Source organism: Gordonia sp. NPDC127522 (assembly GCF_042672305.1).
GTDB lineage: Bacteria > Actinomycetota > Actinomycetes > Mycobacteriales > Mycobacteriaceae > Gordonia > Gordonia hongkongensis.
In genome coordinates this window covers 32,748-49,919 of sequence record NZ_JBHXVK010000018.1, presented here as the reverse complement: position 1 = coordinate 49,919, position 17,172 = coordinate 32,748, and the positions used below count along the sequence as shown (strand labels likewise).

General features: G+C 68.0%; 17 protein-coding genes. 12 read left to right on the top strand and 5 right to left on the bottom strand.

Going from position 1 to position 17,172, the window contains the following annotated elements; all coding sequences use genetic code 11:
- Positions 1-100: 100 nt before the first annotated feature.
- The 3 genes from ACFVHY_RS20725 (at position 101) to ACFVHY_RS20715 (ending at position 4,262) form a co-directional block, all read left to right on the top strand.
- Positions 101-1,114 carry a LacI family DNA-binding transcriptional regulator gene (locus ACFVHY_RS20725; RefSeq protein ID WP_390275182.1) on the top strand — a complete coding sequence of 338 codons (1,014 nt, stop codon included), beginning with the start codon at positions 101-103 and terminating at the stop codon, positions 1,112-1,114.
- A 105-nt stretch (positions 1,115-1,219) separates the two neighbouring features.
- Positions 1,220-1,897 (top strand): TetR/AcrR family transcriptional regulator, encoded by a 678-nt coding sequence (locus tag ACFVHY_RS20720; RefSeq protein ID WP_390275181.1) that lies wholly within the window; start codon positions 1,220-1,222, stop codon positions 1,895-1,897.
- Position 1,898: 1 nt separating this feature from the next.
- On the top strand, positions 1,899-4,262 hold the full coding sequence (locus tag ACFVHY_RS20715; RefSeq protein ID WP_390275180.1) for an MMPL family transporter: 2,364 nt from the start codon (positions 1,899-1,901) through the stop codon (positions 4,260-4,262).
- A gap of 6 nt (positions 4,263-4,268) precedes the next feature.
- On the opposite strand, the gene ACFVHY_RS20710 is transcribed toward ACFVHY_RS20715, so the two are convergent.
- A complete protein-coding gene (locus ACFVHY_RS20710) occupies positions 4,269-4,589 on the bottom strand; it encodes a putative quinol monooxygenase (RefSeq protein ID WP_068971038.1) in 321 nt (106 codons plus the stop codon).
- Positions 4,590-4,773: 184 nt separating this feature from the next.
- Here ACFVHY_RS20710 and ACFVHY_RS20705 point away from each other — a divergent pair, with 184 nt between their 5' ends.
- The 5 genes from ACFVHY_RS20705 to ACFVHY_RS20685 all read left to right on the top strand — a co-directional run bounded on the left by ACFVHY_RS20705 (position 4,774) and on the right by ACFVHY_RS20685 (position 9,780).
- Positions 4,774-6,198: an aldehyde dehydrogenase family protein gene (locus ACFVHY_RS20705; RefSeq protein WP_058250781.1), complete on the top strand. Its 1,425-nt coding sequence runs from the start codon at positions 4,774-4,776 to the stop codon at positions 6,196-6,198.
- A gap of 252 nt (positions 6,199-6,450) precedes the next feature.
- Positions 6,451-6,813 carry a hypothetical protein gene (locus ACFVHY_RS20700; protein ID WP_390275178.1) on the top strand — a complete coding sequence of 121 codons (363 nt, stop codon included), beginning with the start codon at positions 6,451-6,453 and terminating at the stop codon, positions 6,811-6,813.
- A 44-nt stretch (positions 6,814-6,857) separates the two neighbouring features.
- Positions 6,858-7,667 (top strand): alpha/beta fold hydrolase, encoded by an 810-nt coding sequence (locus tag ACFVHY_RS20695; protein WP_390275177.1) that lies wholly within the window; start codon positions 6,858-6,860, stop codon positions 7,665-7,667.
- 75 nt (positions 7,668-7,742) lie between these two features.
- Entirely contained in the window at positions 7,743-9,224 is a 1,482-nt protein-coding gene (locus tag ACFVHY_RS20690) for an alpha/beta hydrolase (RefSeq protein WP_390275175.1), read from the top strand.
- A 109-nt stretch (positions 9,225-9,333) separates the two neighbouring features.
- A complete protein-coding gene (locus ACFVHY_RS20685; protein ID WP_390275174.1) occupies positions 9,334-9,780 on the top strand; it encodes a hypothetical protein in 447 nt (148 codons plus the stop codon).
- Between the two features lie 15 nt (positions 9,781-9,795).
- Here ACFVHY_RS20685 and ACFVHY_RS20680 read toward each other — a convergent pair whose 3' ends face one another.
- The 3 genes from ACFVHY_RS20680 to ACFVHY_RS20670 all read right to left on the bottom strand — a co-directional run bounded on the left by ACFVHY_RS20680 (position 9,796) and on the right by ACFVHY_RS20670 (position 12,267).
- Positions 9,796-10,632 (bottom strand): alpha/beta hydrolase, encoded by an 837-nt coding sequence (locus ACFVHY_RS20680; RefSeq protein ID WP_390275173.1) that lies wholly within the window; start codon positions 10,630-10,632, stop codon positions 9,796-9,798.
- Between the two features lie 21 nt (positions 10,633-10,653).
- Positions 10,654-11,043: a hypothetical protein gene (locus ACFVHY_RS20675; protein WP_390275172.1), complete on the bottom strand. Its 390-nt coding sequence runs from the start codon at positions 11,041-11,043 to the stop codon at positions 10,654-10,656.
- 294 nt (positions 11,044-11,337) lie between these two features.
- Positions 11,338-12,267, bottom strand: coding sequence for an LLM class F420-dependent oxidoreductase (locus ACFVHY_RS20670; protein ID WP_390275171.1), 930 nt, complete (start codon positions 12,265-12,267; stop codon positions 11,338-11,340).
- Positions 12,268-12,396: 129 nt separating this feature from the next.
- Between ACFVHY_RS20670 and ACFVHY_RS20665 the strand changes: the two genes are divergently transcribed.
- Complete coding sequence (locus tag ACFVHY_RS20665; protein WP_065631983.1) at positions 12,397-12,810, top strand: hypothetical protein; 414 nt, start codon at positions 12,397-12,399, stop codon at positions 12,808-12,810.
- Between the two features lie 506 nt (positions 12,811-13,316).
- Here ACFVHY_RS20665 and ACFVHY_RS20660 read toward each other — a convergent pair.
- Positions 13,317-13,820, bottom strand: coding sequence for a DinB family protein (locus tag ACFVHY_RS20660; protein ID WP_390275170.1), 504 nt, complete (start codon positions 13,818-13,820; stop codon positions 13,317-13,319).
- Positions 13,821-13,889: 69 nt separating this feature from the next.
- On the opposite strand from ACFVHY_RS20660, the gene ACFVHY_RS20655 reads away from it, so the two are divergent.
- The 3 genes from ACFVHY_RS20655 to ACFVHY_RS20645 are packed head-to-tail and all read left to right on the top strand — an operon-like array spanning position 13,890 to position 17,088.
- Entirely contained in the window at positions 13,890-15,344 is a 1,455-nt protein-coding gene (locus ACFVHY_RS20655; protein ID WP_390275169.1) for an LLM class flavin-dependent oxidoreductase, read from the top strand.
- Positions 15,341-16,384, top strand: coding sequence for a methionine ABC transporter ATP-binding protein (locus ACFVHY_RS20650; RefSeq protein WP_390275167.1), 1,044 nt, complete (start codon positions 15,341-15,343; stop codon positions 16,382-16,384). The genes ACFVHY_RS20655 and ACFVHY_RS20650 overlap by 4 nt, the downstream gene beginning before the upstream one ends.
- Positions 16,381-17,088, top strand: a complete 708-nt coding sequence (locus ACFVHY_RS20645) for a methionine ABC transporter permease (protein ID WP_390275166.1) — start codon at positions 16,381-16,383, stop codon at positions 17,086-17,088. Before ACFVHY_RS20650 ends, ACFVHY_RS20645 begins: the two co-directional genes overlap by 4 nt.
- Positions 17,089-17,172 lie beyond the last annotated feature (84 nt).

The following is a 17,172-nucleotide window of genomic DNA, read 5'->3' as shown; positions in this document are numbered from 1 at the left end:
GGGTACCGCGGGTGTTCGTAGTCAATCAGCTCGCGAGATGGGCGACCCTCCCGAGTCCACGAAACGCGGGTACCGGCATCGCATCTGGTGAGATGGGCCCATGGGTGTGAGCATGCGGGATGTCGCGGCGGCGGCCTCGGTGTCGGTGGGCACGGTCTCGAACGTGCTCAACTCGCCCGGAAAGGTCTCGCCCGCGACCGTCGCGCGGGTCCAGGCGGCGATCGACCAGCTGGGTTTCGTGCGCAACGACGCCGCGCGTCAGCTCCGTGCGGGGCGCTCGCGTTGCGTCGGCATGGTGGTGCTCGACGTGGGCAACCCCTTCTTCACCGACATCGCCCGCGCCGCCGAACAGCGCGCCGCCGACCACGACCTCACGGTGCTGCTCGGCACCTCCGACGACGACGAATCGCGCGAACAGGCCTATCTCGACACCTTCGACGAGCAGCGGGTGTTCGGTCTGCTCGTCTCGCCGATCGGCGACGATCTGCGACGGTTCGACTCGCTGCGCCGTCGCGGCACCCCGGTGATCCTCGTCGACCGCGACGCCGGCGGCTCCCCCTTCGATTCCGTCGCCGTCGACGACATCGCGGGCGGGCGGTTGGCGGTGTCGCACCTGTGCGAGACCGGTCGTCGCCGGATCGTCTTCGTGGGCGGACCGCCCGGCCTGCGGCAGGTCGCGGACCGTCGGCGGGGCGCGCAGGAGGCGGTCGACGCCGTCGACGATGCCACGCTCGAGGTCGTGCAGACGGCGAACCTGAGTGTGCTGGCCGGACGCGAGGCGGGAACGGCCCTGCTGGCCAGGGCCCCCCGCGACCGACCGGATGCGGTGTTCTGCGCCAACGACCTCCTCGCAATCGGGGTCCTGCAGGCGTTGACGATGCTCGGCGGCGACGTCCGCGTTCCCGACGACATCGCGCTCATCGGTTACGACGACATCGATTTCGCCCGCTCGGCCGTCGTCCCGTTGTCGTCGATCCGGCAGCCGACCTCCCGCATCGGCGTCACCGCGGTCGATCTGCTGATGAGCGCGGCCGACGATCCCGCCGAACGCCATGTCCCGTCGAACCTCGTGTTCCAGCCCGAGTTGGTCGCCCGCGCATCGACACTGGGCTGATGGTGTGACGCACGCCATCGCCGGGTAGACGGTGTGAGGACTCTCCCAAATATTGCGTAGTCCTGCAAGTTTGCAGGGTTCTGCAAGTTCCGTACCGTGGGTGAGGTGAACTCCCCCGGACTCCGCGAGGCGAAGAAGGCGGCGACGCGTTCGGCGCTCGCCCGCGCCGTGCTGCGGTTGTCCACCAGCGCCGGGATGGATCACGTGACGATCGACGCCGTCGCGGCGGAGGCGAACGTCTCGGTCCGCACGTTCCACAACTACTTCAGCGGCAAGGAGGACGCGCTGCTGCACTTCGTGTCGTCGCTGTTCGACACGATCGTGGAGCGGATCGAGGCCCGACCGACGGACGAGAGCTTCTTCTGCTCGGTCCGGACCGCCCTCATCGAGGCCGCCACCTCGCCCGACGTCGGCGAACCCGCCGAGATCGTCGCGCTCCTGCGCCTCCTCGACACGGATCCGGGGCTGACGGCCAGGTCCCGCGACATGGAGTTGGGCGACACCGTCGAAGCGCGTCTCGCCGAACTGTGCGCGCAGCGCGGACAGCCGGCACACACCCTGTATCCACGCCTCGTCCTGCACAACGCGATCACCACCATCCGCGTCGCCCTCGAATTCTGGGTGACCCATCACGACGACACCCCGGGCACCGCTGCCGACCTGGCCACCGTGCTGGAGTCGGCCTTCGACCAGCTGGCGTCCGGGCTGGCACTCCCCATCCGACCCCTGAACGCCGACGGACCCGAGAGCGGTCTCGCCGAACCATCCTCCGAGGAGCACTGACGTGGCAACACACCTGTACCGGCTAGGGCGATGGGCGTACGAGAACCGCCTCAAGACCATCGCGATCTGGGTTCTGGTCCTGATCGGGCTGGGCATCGGCGCGAGCCTGCTGGCGAAACCGACCTCCGAGTCGTTCTCGATCCCGGGCATCCCGTCGGAGCGCGCACAGGACCTGATGATCGAGCGCTTCCCCGGGGAGGCGACGTTCGGTTCCGACATCAGCGTCACGTACGTCGTCCGCGCACCGGAGGATTCGACGCTGAGCGAGCCCCGGTTCCAGAGCGCCATCGACTCGATGGTGGCCGGCCTGAAGACCGTCGAGAACGTGAAGAGCCCCGATTCGATCGCCAACCCGTTCGTCTCGTACGGCACCGAACAATCCCCCGGTCAGCTCCGTGAGCTCTCGGCGACCTTCCAGCGGGAGACCTTCGGCAAGAGCGCGGACGAGGCCGCCGCCGACGCGCAGGCCACTTCGCCGATCAACGCGGCGGGCACCGTTGCGCAACTCGGCGCCTCCTTCGACGTCGAGGCATCCTCGGACGTCACCGAGACCATGCGCGAACAGATGGACGCCATCGCCGACGACGCCCGGGCTGCCGGCCTCACCGTCGAGATGAAGGGTTCGGCCACACAGCAATTCGCGCTCGGGATCACCTCCGAGCTGATCGGCATCGGGGTCGGTGCGCTGATCCTCATCCTGACGTTCGCCTCCCTGGTCGCCTGGGGCATGCCGATCATCACCGCGATCGTCGGCGTCGCGATCGGCATGCTCGGCGTGCAGATGGGCACCCACTTCTTCGACCTCAGCAACGAGACACCGATTCTCGCGACGATGATCGGCCTCGCGGTCGGCATCGACTACGCGCTGTTCATCGTGTCCCGCTACCGCCACGAGATCCATCGGTCGGCGAACCGCGCCGACGCGGCGGGCCGAGCGGTCGGCACCGCGGGTTCGGCGGTCGTGTTCGCCGGCAGCACCGTCGTCATCGCGCTGGCCGCACTGGCGATCGTGAACATCCCGTTCCTCACCGCGATGGGTATCGCCGCCGCGGGCACCGTGGTGGCTGCCGTGCTGGTCGCGCTCACCCTTCTGCCGGCCATCCTCGGCCTGTTCGGCGGCAAGGCGTTCGCCGGACGCGTGCCGCGCCTCAACGCTCCCGATGTCGGACCGCACGATGCGGAGCGGTTGCACAACGGCCAGCGCTGGGTCCAGCGCATCGTGGCCCGGCCGCGCACCGTGACGGTCGCGATCGTCGGCATCCTCGTCGTCCTCGCGATCCCGATGGCCGGGCTCAAGCTCGCGTTACCCAACGACGGGACCGCCGAGCCGTCGGAGACGCAGCGCCGGGCCTACGACATGGTCGCCGAGGGTTACGGCCCCGGCTTGAACGGACCGCTGGTCGTCGTCGCGGACGGTCGCGAGATCCAGGACACCGGGGAACGCCTGCGCGCTTTCGACTCGCTCGTCGACGACCTGGGTCGCGTCGACAACGTCGAGGTGGCGCAGATCGGTGCCGGCGGGCTCAACGAGGCCCAGGACACCGCGAAGATCACCATCATCCCGTCGACCGCGCCGGCCGACGAGGCGACGCCCGCACTCGTGGAATCGCTCCGCGAGATGGAGTCCCGGGTACAGGGCACGACGGGCATCTCCTACGGGGTGACCGGGCAGACCGCGATCGAACTCGACATCTCCGACCGCCTGTCGAGTTCGCTGATCCCCTACCTCCTGGTCGTGGTGGGTCTCGCCTTCATCCTGCTGATCATCGTGTTCCGCTCGATCCTCGTGCCGCTGACCGCCGCGCTCGGCTTCCTGCTCAGCGTCGCCGCGACCTTCGGTGTGACCGTCGCCCTCTTCACCGACGGCGCCCTGGGGATCGTCGACAACCCGCAACCGCTGGTGTCGTTCCTGCCGATCATGTTGGTGGGCATCGTGTTCGGACTCGCGATGGACTATCAGGTGTTCCTGGTGACCCGGATGCGGGAGGCATACGTGCACGGCGCCGACGCGAAGACCGCGGTGGTGGAGGGATATCGCCACAGCGCCCGCGTCGTGGCGGCGGCCGCGGCCATCATGATCTCGGTCTTCGCCGCATTCATGCTGCAGGACATGGCCTTCATCATGGTGATGGGCTTCGCCCTGGCCGCCGCGGTGTTCCTGGACGCCTTCGTCGTCCGGATGACCCTGATGCCGGCGGTGCTCACCGTCCTCGGCGACAAGGCGTGGTGGATCCCGCGCTGGCTCGACCGCATCCTGCCCGACGTGGACATCGAGGGCGAGAAACTCGGCATCGGTGACGACGTGGCACGATCGGCGGATCCGGCGGGGGCCGACACGGACTCCGAGGTCCGCGCCGGCCGCTGAGACAGGTCAGTCGACCCGGAACTCCCCGAGTTCGGACCAGGTGTCGCCCTCGATCGTCGTGTTGATGACGTCGGGTGTGCGCTGGAGGTACTTGGGGAGTTCCTGCTGGGCCTGCTTGAAGTGCGGGGCGGTGACGTGTGCCTCCGCGGCATCGTCGTCGAACGCCTCGACCAGGACGTAGGTGTTGGGGTCCTCGAGCGATCGCGACCAGTCGAACCACTTGTTACCCGGTTCGGCGCGGGTCGCCTCGGTGAACTCGCGGGACAACTCGGGCCACTCGTCGGCGAATTCGGGCTTGATGGGGAACTTCACGACGATGAGGATCATGATTCGACCCTAGTCGTTCACGGCCGGGCCGAGCGTCGCAGAATGCGACTGGGACGGCTGTTCCAGACCCGGTCACAAAGTGTCGCCCCCGGAACGCCGGGATTCACGAGACCCCGGTCGCGGCAGCGCCTAGAGTGTGAAACAGACAACAATTGTCCTCACTTCAGGCTGCAACGGAGGCACCATGCCGGACATCACCAAGTTCTACATCGACGGCCAGTGGGTCGAGCCCGCCGAGCTCAACCTCATCGACGTCATCAACCCGGCCACCGAGAAGTCGGCCGGACAGGTCGCCATCGGCAGCGCGGCCGACGTCGACGCAGCGGTCGACGCCGCCCGTCGCGCATTCGTCACCTGGGGACAGACGACCGTCGAGGAACGTCTCGAAGTCCTCAACCGGATCATCGCCGAGTACCAGAACCGCATGGGCGATCTCGCCGCCGCAGTCACCGAGGAGATGGGTTCGCCGGTCGGCCTCACGAACGCCGCCCAGGTGCCGATCGGCCTCGGCCACCTGATGACCGCCGCCGCGCAACTCCCCGACTTCAAGTTCGTCGAGGACCGGGGCAGCTCGCGCATCGCCAAGGAGCCGATCGGCGTGTGCGGCTTCATCACCCCGTGGAACTGGCCGCTCAACCAGGTCATGTGCAAGGTCGCCCCGGCACTCGCCACCGGTTGCACCATGGTCCTCAAGCCGTCGGAGGTCGCGCCGTTCAGCGCGGCCATCGTCGCCGAGATCTTCGACGCCGCCGGCGTGCCCGCAGGTGTGTTCAACCTCGTCAACGGTGACGGCCCCGGCGTCGGCGCCGCGCTGTCGAGCCACGAGGGCATCGACATGATCTCGTTCACCGGGTCCACCCGCGCCGGCATCGAGGTCGCCAAGAGTGCCGCGCCGACCGTCAAGCGCGTCGCCCAGGAACTCGGCGGCAAGAGTCCGAACATCATCCTCGACGACGACGACTTCGCGAAGAACGTCGCCGGCGGCATCGCGACGATGATGATGAACTCGGGCCAGTCCTGCAACGCGCCGAGCCGCATGCTGGTCCCGGCCGGCCGCGTCGACGAGGTCGCCGAGATCGCCAAGGGTGTCGCCGCCGAGCTCACCGTCGGCGATCCCACCACCGACGTGAAGCTCGGCCCGGTCGTGTCCGAGGCGCAGTTCGACAAGATCCAGGGTCTCATCGAGCGCGCCGTCGCCGACGGCGCGACCGCGGTCGTGGGAGGTCCCGGGCGCCCCGAGGGTCTCGAGACCGGTTACTACGTGAAGCCGACCGTGTTCACCAACGTCACCAACGACATGGAGATCGCCCGCACCGAGGTGTTCGGCCCGGTCCTCGTCGTCATCGGTTACGACTCGATCGACGAAGCGATCAAGGTCGCCAACGACACCGAGTACGGCCTCGCCGGCTACGTCTCCGGCAAGGACGTCGACGAGGTCCGCCGCATCGGATCGCAGATCCGTGCGGGTTCGATCTCGCTCAACGGCGCCCAGCTCGACCCGAGCGCACCGTTCGGCGGATACAAGAAGAGCGGCAACGGCCGCGAGTGGAGTGACTACGCCTTCGACGAGTTCCTCGAGGTGAAGTCGCTGCTCGGTTTCGGAGCCTGACAACCCAGCCCGTTCCCTCTCCCGACGCCGCCGGGCGCATCCCCAACGGATGTGCCCGGCGGCGTCGTTCGTCGCGAGCCGCGGAGTCGCGCCCACCGCGCCACCCCGGGATTTCGCAAGGCCCGGACAGGACTGCGCGAACGTCCTACGCTTGGCGAACGACTTCGATCCGGCAGCCCGACCGCCGACCGATCGATCCACATCTTCGGGGGAAGAGCGTCCGCGCGGCGCACATGGGGAACGGTGCTCCGAGTGATTCTTCGTGCGGTCTGTGCCGCATGTCTGGTGATGCTGTGTCTGGCCGCCGCGCCGGCGGTGGCGGCGCCCGTGGCGCCGCGGGTGGTGTCGGTCGTGCAGGAGTCCCCCACCCGCGCCGTCGTCTGGGTCTACTCGGCGGCGATGGCCAAGAACATCAAGCTCTTCGTCCTCACGCCACGAACGAAGACCGGACCCCGGTCGACGCTCTACCTCCTGGACGGGGCGGGTTCGCGCGGCAACGACAGTGGATGGCGCGGAGCCGGCAATGCCGATGAGTTCTTCGCCGACAAGGACGTCAACGTCGTACTCCCGACGGAACTCCCCAACATGTGGGCGGCGATCTCGCCGGCGCTCTGAGGCGAATCACGGAATCCGGTCAGCCGCGTGGCTACCATCTCCGCATGCAGATCCCCGTCGCGTCCGATACCGGTCCCGTCCTTGACACCGAGGTGTTCGGCGACGGCGAACCGCTGCTGCTCATCGGCGGCATGTCCGCACACCGCGGGATGTGGACCGACGAGCTCCTCGACGCCCTCACCCCGCACTTCTCGGTGGCCGCCTACGACCATCGCGGCATCGGCACGAGCAGTCGGGCCGAGGGACCGTTCACCATCGCCGACCTGGCCGCCGACGCCCGCGGAATCCTCGACGGCCTCGGCTGGGACTCCGCCCATGTGCTGGGCACGTCGATGGGCGGGATGATCGCGCAGGAACTCGCCCTGAATTCGCCGGACCGGGTGCGCAGTCTCGTCCTCGGCTGCACCACCGCGGGCGGCCCCGGGGCCATCGGCGCACCCGGTTCGTCCGGCGCCGCCCGCCTCGTCGAGGCGATCTCGTCGCGCGACGCCGACCGCGTCGCGCGCATCGCGTTCGAGGTCAATCTGTCTCCCGAGTTCATCGCCCGCGCCGGCGCCTTCGACCATTTCGTCTCGATCTCGAGGCAGCGCCGCGTTCCGTCGGCAGTCGTCGCGTGGCAGGCGGGCGCCTGTGCGGCACACGACACCCGCGACCGGATCGGCTCACTCGACATGCCGACGGCGGTCATCCACGGCGACGTCGACGAGATGATCGCCGTCGCCGAGGGCGAGCGGCTCGCCGACCTCATCCCGCAGGCCACCCTGGCGCGATGGTCCGGCGTCGGACACATGTTCTGGTGGGAACGTCCGGACGAGACCGCCGAGGTCGTCCGAAAAAATGCGCTCGCCCGGTAACACCGGTCCACTCTCCGAGCGACATCCCTGACATCGGCACCGTGTAGTCCGGTGGCCGCGTATGTCAGGAGCTCCATGTCGCACTCGCACAGCGAACCGCCCGTCCCCTCCACCCCCGCGGGCCAGACGCCCGAGTCGCCACGCCGACCCTCACCTCGTCGCCGCCTCCTCACCGGCATCTCGGTGGTCGCGATCCTCACGCTCGGCCTGTTCGGCGCGAGCACGCTGATCAACTCGTCGAACACCGCCAGCGCTCTGCGTGGGCATCCCGAAGTGCTGCGGCCGGGATGCACGTGGGACTCCTCCGGGAACTACGTCCAGAACTGCAAGGTCTGGTCGGAGTCGCAGAAACGCCACGTGATCGTGCAGATCCGCGCCTCGAGCGGCAGCGACAGCGGCGTCTACCTGCTCGACGGCATGCGTGCCAGCGAAACCCGCTCGGCATGGACCACCGACGTGCAGGCCGCGAAGGTCTACGACGCCAAGGCCGACACCACCCTGGTCATGCCGGTGGGCGGCGCATCGTCGTTCTACACCGACTGGGACGGCGGCGCCGGTGACAAGAACACGGTCATCAAGCAGGAGACCTTCCTGACCTCCGAGCTGCCCGGCTACCTCGAGCGCGAGTTCGGCGTGGCCCGCAACAACAACGCGATCATCGGACTGTCGATGTCCGGCGGGCCCGCGGTGACCCTCGCCGAGCGCCACCCCGAGCAGTTCAAGGTCGTGCAGGCGATGTCGGGCTACTACCAGACCGACAACCCGGTCGGCGCTCTCGGCGTGTTCGCCACGCAGACCATGGTGTCCAACTACGTCAACGGCGTCGTCAACATGTGGGGCGCGCCGGGCGGCACCCGCTGGACCGACAACGATCCGTCGAAGAACCTCACGCAGCTGGCCGACAACGGCCAGGTTCTCATCATCTCCTCGGGCAACGGTTTCCTGACGCCGTCGGAGATGGCCAAGCTGTCGCCGCAGGACCAGCTCAGTGCGATGGCCCTGGAGATCCTGTCCGCGGTGTCGACCGTGCTCATGCAGTTGCAGGCCAAGCAGGCCGGCGTATCGGTGATCTCGTTGCCGAACTACGGCGGCCACACGTGGGAGAACTGGGGACGTGCGCTCGGTGACGGCAAGGAGCACGTGCTGACCACACTGCGCAACAACCCGCCGGTGACCACGAAGACGACCGTCGTCTCTGCCTCGGGCAGCCCCGATCCCGAAGGCCCCGCGAAGGTGACCCTGGCGGCGAAGAAGGCGGCCGAGGAATCGCCGGCGCTCGACCTGTCGGGTCTGTCGGCCCGTGGTTCGGATGAGACCGGGTCCGCTTCGCAGTCGGCCTCCTCGTCCGCCGAGTCGTCCGCAGCGGAGTCGTCGGCCTCCGGGTCGTCCTCGGCCGACCTCGCGCCGTCCGCGGTGTCGGGCTCGGAGTCGGTGGACGCTTCCGTCCCGGAATCGGCCACCAGCTCCGAGACGAGCACGCCGGCCGTGCCCCAGCTCGCCCCGACGGGGCCGTTCACACCCGGTACCTCGAGCAGCACCCCGGTCCCGTCCCGCTGACCGGCTCTCCCGCTCACGGTTTCCGTTCCCGCTCACCGGGAGAGGTGTGAGCGGGAACGGACCGTGTGAGCGACCGATCGTCGACCGCACCTGCTGCTAGCGTTCAGCCATGACCGCCGACCCCGATCTCGCCGATCTCGTCGGCGTCGACACCATCGTCGTGGTCGTGGCGTCCGGTGTGATCCTCGTCTGGGCACTCGTCGTGGGCGTGTGGAAGTACCACGGCATCCGCACCTCACCGGACCGGACGGCCCATGTGTATGTAGACATCGCGCACCGGGCCGCGCTGATGTACTCGTTCGCCACCCTGGTGCTCGCCGCGCTGGTCGAACTCAGCGCCTTCCCGACGACCGTCAACGTGATCGCCGCGGCGGTCCCGATCGTCTTCTTCGTCGCGGCGATCGCCGCGTATTGCATCCACGGCGCCCTGCGGGACACCACGAATCAGTTCGTCGAGCCGACTCCCGGCACCTATCTGTTCATGCTCGCGCTCATCGTGGGCGAGATCGGCGGAGTGCTGGTCCTGCTGGCCGGGGTAGTGGTGCGACTGACGTGAGTGGGCGCGCGACGGTCACGGGCGCGCGGTGTGACCGCGCAACCAGGTGATCACCGCGTCGAGCACCACCGCCTGCTCGGGTTCGTTGAAGATCTCGTGGAACAGGTCGTCGTAGATGACGAGCGTCTTGTCCGCCGATCCGGCGAGGCGCTCGACGAGTTCGCTGCCGCGCGGGTCGGTGAGCGCGTCCTCGCTGCCGTGCATCACCAGGATGGGTAGTTGCAGGGACGGCAAGCGCGCGGGAAACGACCGCATGGTGCCGATCATCGCCCCGCCCAGCCCGGCCGGGATCTTGCCGCGCGTCACCAGCGGGTCGGCGTCATAGGCGGTCACGACGTCCGGATCACGGGAGATGCTCGACGAACTCAGCTCGGTGGTGGGCAACCCCGGTGCGATCCGGCCGATCAGCGGCGCGACTCGGACGGCCAGATCGGGCAGGTCGTCACCGGGCAGCACAGCCGCCCCCGACAGGATCAGTCCGTCGAGCTTGTCCTGGTGGTCGAGCGCGTAGTCGAGAGCGATGCACCCGCCCATGCTGTGCCCGATGAGGAACGTCGGGACGCTGCCGTCGGCGACATGGGCGAGCACGGTGTCGAGGTCGTCGGTGAAGTCACCGAACCGGCGCAATCGGAGTCGCTTGCCACCCGACCGGCCGTGACCGACGTGGTCCGGTATCGCGACGAGGTAACCGTCGTCGACGAGCCGACGGGCCACATGCAGATACCGTCGTCCGTGTTCGGCGAGTCCGTGCACCACGACGACGACGCCGCGCGGGCTGTCCGCGGGCCGATGGACGTCATAGACGATGGTGTGCCCGTGCCGGCCACGAAAACTGTGTTCTTCCGGTGTCATTCCCTGATCTCGTTTCGATGTTCAGTGCCAGCCGAGTCGGGCAGCGACCGACTTGCCTGCCGACTCCAGGGCGCCGAGCGGACGGAAGGCGGCCTCGCCGATTCCGACGAGTGCCTCGACCCGCCCGACCACCCGTTCGAGCCTCCCGACGATGTCGGACATGCGGTCGACGGTGGCGTCGACCTGGTCGAGGGTTCCGGACAGTCGCACCAGCGTCACGTCGAGTTTCGCGATCGTCGAGTTCAGCCCGTCCAGGGTGGGACCGAGTCCGTCGAGGGTCTCCCCCATGTCGGCGATGATGCCCTCGAGTTGCTCGACGGTCACGTCGGCGTTGAGCGCGGCCTGGGCCAGCTTCTTGATCCGTTGACGTTCCGGCGGTCTCGATGGTGTGTGCTCGCCCCTCTCGGCCATGAGGTGGATTATGGCCCATCGGGGTCGGCCCGGGTGCCGGGTCGGGGGAACACCCTTCGAGGACACTCCGCTCCCTGTAGAGCGAGCTAGCGAGCCCGCCACCCCGCCCCCTGAGGAGCGAGCTTGCGAGCGTCACCCCGCTCCCTGAGGAGCGAGCTTGCGAGCCCGTCACCCCGCTCCCTGAGGAGCGAGCTTGCGAGCCCGTCACCCCGCTCCCTGAGGAGCGTCCGGAGCTTGCGGAGGGCGCGTCACGAAGGGTCAGGGCTCCCGCACTCCGCGCCGCACCAAGGGCGCTCACGCCAACTGCGGGGCGACCTTCGACGCGACGAGCTCGAGGTGATCGAGATCCGACAGATCCAGGGTCTGCAGATACATGCGCGTGACGCCGAGTTCGCCGTAGGTCGCGATCTTGGCGGCGACCTCGTCGGGGGTTCCGGCAGCCCCGTTCTCGCGCAGTTCGTCCGGTTCCCGGTCGATGGCCTCGGCCCGGCGCCGGAACTCGGCTTCGTCTCTGCCGCAACACAATACGAGGGTGGCGGAGTAGGTCAGCGACTCCGGGTCGCGGCCGGTGTCGACGCACGCCGTGCGGACGCGACCGATGAGATCCCCGGCGACGTCGAGCGGTTGGAACACGACATTGAACTCGTCGGCGAAACGCGCCGCCAGCGCGGGCGTCCGCTTCTTGCCACTGCCTCCGATGATGATCGGCGGGCGCGGGTGCTGCACGGGTTTGGGCAGGGCCGGCGACTTCGAGAGGCGAAAGTGCGTGCCCTCGTAGTCGAACTCCTCGCCCAGCGGGGTCTGCCACAACCCGGTGATGATCTCGAGGTTCTCCTCGAGGCGGTCGAACCGCTCCTTCAACGGCGGGAACGGGATTCCGTACGCCTCGTGCTCACCCTCGTGCCAGCCCGTTCCGATTCCCAATTCGACACGACCACCGCTCATCTGATCGACCTGGGCGACTGCGATCGAGAACGGCCCGGGTAGGCGGAAAGTGGCGGACGAGACGAGCGTCCCCAGGCGGATCCGCGAGGTCTCGCGCGCCAAGCCTGCCAACGTGATCCACGCGTCGGTCGGCCCGGGGAGGCCGTCGCCAGCCATTCCGGCGAAATGGTCGGAACGGAAGAAGGCATCGAAGCCCAGGTCTTCGGTTGCCTTGGCGACGGTGAGCAGGTCGTCGTAGGTCGCACCCTGCTGGGGCTCGGTGAAGATTCGCAATTGCACGTTTTCAACCTACGCGCGATGGGCACACGACCGGTGGCGAGGCGGCGTGCGAAGCGGACCCCATCCGGCCCGGCGGCCATTCCGAATCGCTCCACGCACGACACCGTTCCTCGACAAAGGAGTCCCAACATGAAGACGGTCACGCGCACAGCTCTGGGTTTCGTCGTCGCCGCCGCAGGTGCGACAGCAGTATCGCTCGCCGCCGCGCCGTCCGCCGGCGCCGCGCCCACCGTATGTCCGGCACTTCCCGGCCAGTCCGCCTCTGCGGCCTCGTGTAGCGCCGACTCCGGCCCGACCGGACTCTCGCTGGCCATCACCGACAACGGCGGCGAAGCCAACGTCACCGCCGACAACTTCGCCGGGCCCGCGGCCATCGCCCTCGGTCCCGGGGCGACGGTCACCATGGACGGCATTCGTCCCGGCCTGGCCATCGGTATCGCCGGACCCGGCGGCGAGGTCGTCGTCGACGGCAAGAACGGCCCGACCTGCAAGGGACCCGCCTTCGCCGGTGACTTCCAGACCTTCAAGGGCTGCCTGTCCTGACCGTCCCGCTCCGGCGCCTGACGTGCGTCGTGGATAGCGACCAACCCCCTGCTCCCTGAGGAGCGCCCGGAGCTTGCGGAGGGCGCGTCACGAAGGGTCTACGCAACTCGCCTCACCAGGACCCTTCGAGGCTCGCTTCGCTCGCACCTCAGGGAGCAGGGGGTCGGCCTGCTCGCACCTCAGGGAGCAGGGGGTCGATTCGCTCGCACCTCAGGGAGCAGGGGGTCGGCCTGCTCGCACCTCAGGGAGCAGGGGGTCGATTCGCTCGCACCTCAGGGAGCAGGGGGTCGATTCGCTCGCACCTCAGCTGAGGTGCGAGGAGCGATAGCAACGAGCCACGAACGGTTTGGCGACACACCTCACCAGGACCCTTCGTGACGGCCTCCGCAAGCTCCGACCTCCTCAGGGAGCTGTAGTTGGGCTCGCACCGCGCACCACCGTTGTTTCGTGGTCCACGACGGCCGCCAGGCCGCAAATACTCAGAACGCAGAGCGACAGCGACGGGATCAGGACAACAGGCCCCGGACGTATGCCGCCTGACCGATGTGCTGGGTGTCGTCGTCGATCACGCTGAGCAGTCGTACGCCCAACGTGACCGGCGGGTCCCAGTTCTCGTCGACGACGCGGTCGAGATCTGAATCCGACAGCGCGCCAATGTAGTCGACGCTGACCGCGTGAGTGGCGTCGTAGTAGCCACGCAACAGGTCCGGGTCGTCGACGACGACCCGCGCCGCCTCGTCGGCAGACTGCCCGTACCCGCTCTCCCCGGGGTCGAACGGCAGACCGAACCGTTCGACCCATCCCCCGGTCACCCACACCTCGTCGGTTCCGGCGACGTCGGCGACGTGCGAGTCCTGCACGCGCGTCAGATGCCACACGAGCCAGGCGATCGTGTTGGCACCGGGCGCGGGAGCCCGATTCAGTTCTCCGGCGGAGATGTCGTCCAGGACGGCGTGAACGTTCTCGACGACTCGACCGAGACCGTCGAGCAACACATCTGTGGATCGCATGGCACGCGTTTAGGTTCGCGGTGGGCACAACGATGGCCACTCCGACGATCCGTCAGCATCATTCCTCCGGTGTCAGAACCGAATGCCCCACGTAAGATCCGATTCAACGCCTTCGACATGAATTGCGTTGCGCACCAGTCACCGGGTCTGTGGCGCCACCCCGACGACCGGTCGTGGGACTACAACACCATCGACTACTGGGTCGACCTCGCCCGCTTGCTGGAGACCGGCGGATTCGACGGTCTGTTCATCGCCGACGTCCTGGGCACCTACGACGTGTACGCCGGCAACGACGAAGCCGCCATCCGCCAGGGTGCGCAGATCCCCGTGAACGACCCGCTGTTGCTCGTCTCGGCGATGGCGCACGCCACCGAACACCTCGGCTTCGGGGTCACCACCGGTACGGGTTTCGAGCATCCCTACCCCTTCGCACGGCGTCTGTCGACGCTGGACCACCTCACCCGCGGCCGGATCGGCTGGAACGTGGTGACGGGATACCTGCCTGCGGCAGCCCGCAACATGGGCGCCGACGATCAACTCGAGCACGACGAGCGCTACAACCAGGCCGACGAGTACCTGACCGTTCTGTACAAGCTCTGGGAGGGTTCGTGGGAACGCGACGCGGTCCTCCGCGATCGCGAGGCGGGCATCTTCGCCGACCCGGCCCGGGTTCATCACATCGGCCACCGCGGCACCCGCTTCACCGTGCCGGGAATCCATCTCGCCGAACCGTCGCCGCAGGGTTCACCGGTCATCTATCAAGCCGGGGCCTCGCCTCGCGGCCGACGTTTCGCCGCGGAGAACGCCGAGGCCATCTTCGTCGCCGCGCCGACCAAGGCCATCCTGCGTGATGTGGTCAGCAAGGTGCGCGACGAGCTGATCCTGGCCGGACGCGACCCGTACGACGCGAAGATCTACACGCTGCTGACGATCATCACCGACTCGACTCCGGAGGCCGCCCGCGCGAAAGCCGCGGAGTACCAGTCCTACGCCAGCACCGAGGGTGCGCTGGTCTTCATGTCGGGCTGGATGGGCATCGACCTCGCGAGCTACGAGATCGACGAACCGATCGGCAACGTGCACAGCAACGCGATCCAGTCCGCGGTGGCCGCTTTCCAGCAGGCGAGCGACACCGGCGAGGAATGGCGGGTGCGGGACATCGCGGCGTGGGGCGGCATCGGCGGAATGGGTCCGGTCCTGATCGGCTCCGGTGACGAGGTGGCAGAAGCCCTGCAGGACTGGGTGACCGAGACCGACGTCGACGGCTTCAACGTCGCCTACGCGGTGACCCCCGGATCGTTCGAGGACATCATCACCCACGTGGTGCCCGCCCTCGAGCGGCGCGGACTCTACGATCGTGCCTACGTCCCGGGAACGTTGCGCCACAAACTCTTCGGACGTGGCGATCAGCTGCCGGAGAATCATCGCGGGTCGACGTATCGGGTCGGTGGGAGCAACTCGACCATCGACGATTCGATCAGGGAAGCCGCTCAACTCACCAGCGCGAACGGGGACCGCCGGTGATCGAGGTGGTCGGGTTGACGAAGGTGTTCGGGGTCGGTTCGCCCGACCCGACGACGGTACTCGACGAGGTCGACTTCACTGTCGACGCCGGCGAGATCTTCGCCGTCGTCGGCCCGTCCGGCGCCGGCAAGAGCACGCTGGCCCGGTGTCTGAATCTGCTGGAACGTCCGACGTCAGGGAAGGTCGTCGTCAACGGGGAAGATCTCACCGCACTGGGCACGTCGGGCCTTCGCGACGCCCGGCGCCGGATCGGCACCGTGTTCCAGTCGGCGAGTCTGCTGTCCCGGCGAACCGCGGCGCAGAATGTCGCCTTGCCTCTCGAATATCTGGGTGCGACAAAGCAATCGACCACCGCACGCGTTGGCGAACTTCTCGATCTGGTCGGCCTCGCCGACAAAGCGGACCGGTATCCGCATCAGCTGTCCGGCGGTCAGCGGCAGCGCGTCGGCATCGCTCGGGCCCTCGCGCTCAAACCTTCCGTCCTGCTGTCCGACGAAGCCACGTCGGGTCTGGATCCCGCGGCCACGGACACCTTCTTGCGGCTCCTCACCGACGTTCGGGACGAACTGGATCTCGCGGTGGTGTTCATCACCCACGAGATGGACACGGTCGTGCGGGTCGCCGACACCGTCGGCCGTCTCGACCGCGGCCGCATCGTCGAGCACGGTCGGCTGGAACAGGTGGTCCTGGAACCGGATTCGGTTCTGGGACGGGCACTCCGGCCGCGCGGGCCGAGTGCGCAACCGGCCTCTGCCGAAACCCCGATCTCGGTGGTCTACCACTCCGCGACGGTCCCCGCGGACTGGTTGACCCAGCTGGGCAGGCGACTCGACATCTCGATCTCGGTGCTGGGCGCCAACGTGCAGACCATCGACGGCACCGTCTTCGGCGATCTCACCGTGTCGGTGCCGACCGGACACGCGTCGGCGTTCATCGGCGCCGCGGATGAACTCGGCCTGGCCGCACGCCTTCTCGACGCCACCGCGACCGCGGGCGGTTTCGCCGTCGAGACCGACACCGGCTCCGAGGTGGCCGCGTGAGCACCACGTATTCGGCGAACATCACGGTGCCGCTCGACGAGATCCCTGACCTGCTCATCCCGGCGGCCATCGACACGGTCCTGATGGTGAGCATCGTGATGGTCGTCGTCCTGGTGGTGGGAGTCCCGCTGGGCGCACTCATCCACAACCTCGCTCCCGGCGGACTTTTCGCACGACGCTCGTTGCACGCCCCCCTGTCGTGGGTGATCAGCATCGGTCGGTCGTTGCCCTTCCTGGTGCTGATGACCGCGATCATCCCGTTCACCCGCCTGGTCACGGGCACGAACATCGGCATCGCCGCGGCGGTGGTCCCGATGTCGATCGCCGGCATCGCCTTCTTCACACGCATCGTCGAGAACTCGCTGCGGTCGGTCCCGGCCTCGACGATCGACGTGGCACGTGCGTCCGGCGGATCGAACGCCCAGATCATCTGGAAAGCACAGGTTCCCGAGGCGTTGCCGAGCATCGTCGGCGGACTGACGATCAACACCATCGCGATGATCGAGTACTCCACGATCGCCGGCACCATCGGCGCCGGCGGACTCGGATACGTGGCGGTCACCTACGGCTACCAGCGGTTCGATCAGGGAGTCATGGTCGCCACCATCATCGTGCTCATCGTGACGGTGGCCGTGATCCAGGTCGCCGGCGACGCCCTCGCGCGCAGCCTCAACCCGGTCACGTCCCGCCGGGTCAACCACTGAAGACCCACAAACCGCCGGCGAACCTCGCTCCGCAGGGAGCAGGACCAGTCGACGCATCACCCAGCCACACCCGAAAGGCACCCC

Coding starts and splice junctions, on each gene's coding strand:
- ACFVHY_RS20725 (WP_390275182.1), top strand. CDS start 101: ATGGGTGTGAGCATGCGGGATGTCGCGGCGGCGGCCTCGGTGTCGGTG.
- ACFVHY_RS20710 (WP_068971038.1), bottom strand. CDS start 4,589: ATGATCCTCATCGTCGTGAAGTTCCCCATCAAGCCCGAATTCGCCGAC.
- ACFVHY_RS20705 (WP_058250781.1), top strand. CDS start 4,774: ATGCCGGACATCACCAAGTTCTACATCGACGGCCAGTGGGTCGAGCCC.
- ACFVHY_RS20695 (WP_390275177.1), top strand. CDS start 6,858: ATGCAGATCCCCGTCGCGTCCGATACCGGTCCCGTCCTTGACACCGAG.
- ACFVHY_RS20690 (WP_390275175.1), top strand. CDS start 7,743: ATGTCGCACTCGCACAGCGAACCGCCCGTCCCCTCCACCCCCGCGGGC.
- ACFVHY_RS20685 (WP_390275174.1), top strand. CDS start 9,334: ATGACCGCCGACCCCGATCTCGCCGATCTCGTCGGCGTCGACACCATC.
- ACFVHY_RS20680 (WP_390275173.1), bottom strand. CDS start 10,632: ATGACACCGGAAGAACACAGTTTTCGTGGCCGGCACGGGCACACCATC.
- ACFVHY_RS20675 (WP_390275172.1), bottom strand. CDS start 11,043: ATGGCCGAGAGGGGCGAGCACACACCATCGAGACCGCCGGAACGTCAA.
- ACFVHY_RS20665 (WP_065631983.1), top strand. CDS start 12,397: ATGAAGACGGTCACGCGCACAGCTCTGGGTTTCGTCGTCGCCGCCGCA.
- ACFVHY_RS20660 (WP_390275170.1), bottom strand. CDS start 13,820: ATGCGATCCACAGATGTGTTGCTCGACGGTCTCGGTCGAGTCGTCGAG.